This is a genomic window from Lutibacter sp., from assembly GCF_040883305.1.
GTDB lineage: Bacteria > Bacteroidota > Bacteroidia > Flavobacteriales > Flavobacteriaceae > Lutibacter.
The window spans coordinates 1-3,326 of sequence record NZ_JBFLKT010000439.1 but is presented as its reverse complement, the minus strand read 5'-3'; the positions used below and the strand labels follow the sequence as shown (position 1 = coordinate 3,326).

Below are 3,326 nucleotides of genomic sequence, written 5' to 3'. Positions count from 1 at the left end.
TAAAAAGTTTAAAATTACAAAGTGGATAACTAGTTTAAAGCCAAAATATATGAGTCATTTAAAAGAGCAATGTATTAATTCATCTAAAGTGTTAAAGTATTTTTTGTTGTTTTTAGTAATTACAATAATATCTTGTAAATCTGAAGATACGCTTCAACTTACTGATAATGGCGCTTCTAATTATGAAATTGTTATTAAAACAGACGCTACAAATGTTGTAAAAGCTGCTTCTGAAGTTTTACAAAATTATATTGAAAAAATTTCAACAGCTAAAATTCCAATTGTATCGGAAGAAAATCAATCTGAAGGTAAACAACAGCTTTTTATTGAAGTCCAGGATATTGAAAAGAATCAACTGAAAATAACGACTGATAATGACAATATTTTTATTGTTGGAGGTTCAGATTCAGCAGTACAAAATGCAGTTTATGATTTTTTAGAAAGCTATTTGAACTGTAAATGGTACACACCTGCTGTTGAAGAGATTCCGACTTCAAAAAATATAACTATTGAAAATAACATTAATTATTCATATACTCCAAGTATCACCACAAGAACGGTACATTCTAAATTGTTTTATCAAAATCCAGAATTTGCGGCGAAACATAAAGTAACTTCAGTAGCTTTTCCTTATTATGTGCCTTCAGCACGAGTGCATACATTTAATAAATTTATTCCAGAGGAAGTTTTTTACAAGAATACCCCTGAATATTATGCTTTACGAGGTTCAAAACGATTGCCAACACAATTGTGTTTAACAAACGATAAAGTATATGAAATTGTAAAAGATTCTGTAGCTTCTTTGTTTACACAATTCCCAGAATCAAGTGTAATTTCTGTTAGTAGTAACGATAATACGCAATATTGTACTTGTGAAAACTGTACGAGAATTGATGCAATAGAAGGAAGTCCAAGTGGTACAATGATTCAGTTTGTAAATAAAATTGCAGCAGCTTTTCCAGATAAAACAATTTCTACATTAGCCTATCAATATACGCGGAAACCTTCCAAAACAAAGCCTTTAAGCAATGTTTTAATTACATTATGTTCTATAGAATGTGACAGAAGTGCACCAATTGTTGATAATTGTACTGATTTTACGGAGGATTTAAAAGGGTGGAAACAAATAACTGAAAACATTAGAATTTGGGATTATACCACCCAGTTTACCAATTTCTTAGCGCCGTTTCCAAACTTACATACGTTGCAGCCAAATATTCAGCTATTTAGTGAAAATAATGCAAAATGGGTGTTCGAACAACACAGTCATAATCCAAGTGAATTGTTTGAACTACGTTCTTACATAACTGCGAAATTATTATGGAATCCAAATCTAAATATTGAAGAACTAATTATAGAATTTACAAATGGTTATTATAAAGAATCAGGAATTTATGTAAAAAAATATATTGATTTGATTCACAAAAAGATACAAGAAGATAACGATTTTTTCTTGTTTTTATATGGAGATCCATCACAGGCATTTGAGTCATTTTTAAATTCAACATTATTAAAACAATACGAAAGTTTTTTTAATGAAGCAGAAAAAGTAGCCAATGCACCAGAAGTTTTAGAACGCATTCAAAGTGCAAGAATTAGTGTTGATTATGCCATTTTAGAAGCTTGTAAAAAAGGGATTTCTAACGATTTTCAATTGTTTATTTTAGGAGAAAATGGAGAAAAAATTATAAATCCCTATGTAAATGAAAAGCTAATCAATTTTTACGAAACCTGTAAAAAGAACAATATTTCTTTAATGAACGAAATGGGTTTTACTGTAGAAGAGTATTATCATGGTTACAAAAAATCATTAGAAGTTGCAACTCAACCAAATAAAGCCATTGAAAAAAAAGTAACTTTATTAACCAAGCCCAAAAAATATGCAAATGAAGACCCTCAAACTTTAACCGATGGTGCTTTAGGTGGAAGTAATTTTTATGCAAATTGGTTAGGGTTTGAAGGCAATCATTTAGAAGCAATTATCGATTTAGAAAAAGCTACAACTGTAAGTTCGGTTTCAACTGCTTTTTTACAAGTGACCAATCATATTGTGTTTTTTCCTAAAAGTGTTTCTTATTATTTTTCAAATGATAACAAAAATTTTGTAAAACTTGGTACTATAAAAAACAATGCGCCATTATCTAAAACAAGCAAGATAAACGATATAAAATACTTTAATTTAGAATTTTCAAAAGTAGAAGCGAGATATATAAAAATTCTAGCAGAAAATATGAACGAAGCTCCATTTTGGCACCATGCAGCAGGTTTGCCTTCGTGGATTTTTGCTGATGAAGTTCTAATCAATTAAAATTTTCAAATGAAAAATTTCATTTTTATAGGATTAACTTTAATCGTATTATTAAGTTGTTCTAAAGAAAAAACGTTAAAAATAACATCTCCAAATACTAATATAGCCGTGAAGGTTCACGTTAAGAATGGAAATGTAAAATACGTTATAAATTTTAAGGATTCGGTGCTTATTAAACCATCAAATTTGGGTTATTTATTGAAAAATTCAAAACCTATGAATGGAAATTTTTCAGTAAATGATTTTAAAATTTCAAGTTCGAATTCTACGTGGTCTCAGGTTTGGGGTGAGAATAAAGTGATAACTGATAATTTTAATAAATTAGAAATATTTCTACAAGAAAAAGTGGAACCATTTCGAAAAATGAATGTTGTTTTTAAAGTGTATGATGATGGTGTTGGTTTTAGATACGAAATTCCAAAGCAAGCAAATTTAGACAGTATTTTAATAATGGAAGAGTTGACAGAATTTAATTTCTCTAAAAATTTTGATGGTTGGTTTACCCCTGCAAACTTTGATTCTTACGAGCAATTATATCAAAATGCACCTTTAAATACAATTGAAAGCGCAAATACACCAATAACTTTTGAATCTGACAATCAGTTTTTTGTAAGTATTCACGAAGCAAATTTAACCGATTATGCGGATATGACATTGCTTAAGAATAAAGACAAAGAATTTTCTTTTAAAAGTGATTTAGTTCCTTGGCCAGATGGTATAAAAGTTAAAACAAGTACACCAATGGTTTCACCTTGGCGTACTATTCAAATTGTTGATAAAGCCAAAGATTTGGTTAACTCTAACTTAATTGTAAATTTAAACGAACCTAATAAAATTGAAGACACTTCTTGGGTTCAACCAATGAAGTATGTCGGGATTTGGTGGGGAATGCATTTAGGAACTCACACATGGACTTTGGGCGAACGACACGGAGCAACTACAACTGCAACAAAAAAATATATAGATTTTGCATCCAATAATAATATTTCAGGAGTTTTGGTCGAAGGTTGGAATACAG

Annotated in this window: 2 protein-coding genes; both read left to right on the top strand. The window is 29.6% G+C overall.

Translation table 11 applies throughout. The annotated features are described in order from the left end of the window. The coding region (locus AB1Z17_RS14205) for a DUF4838 domain-containing protein (RefSeq protein ID WP_368052428.1) at positions 1-2,308 on the top strand (2,308 nt) is incomplete at its 5' end. Positions 2,309-2,317: 9 nt separating this feature from the next. Further along, positions 2,318-3,326, top strand: a 1,009-nt coding sequence (locus AB1Z17_RS14200) for a glycoside hydrolase family 97 N-terminal domain-containing protein (protein WP_368052427.1), incomplete at its 3' end; no start/stop codon positions are given.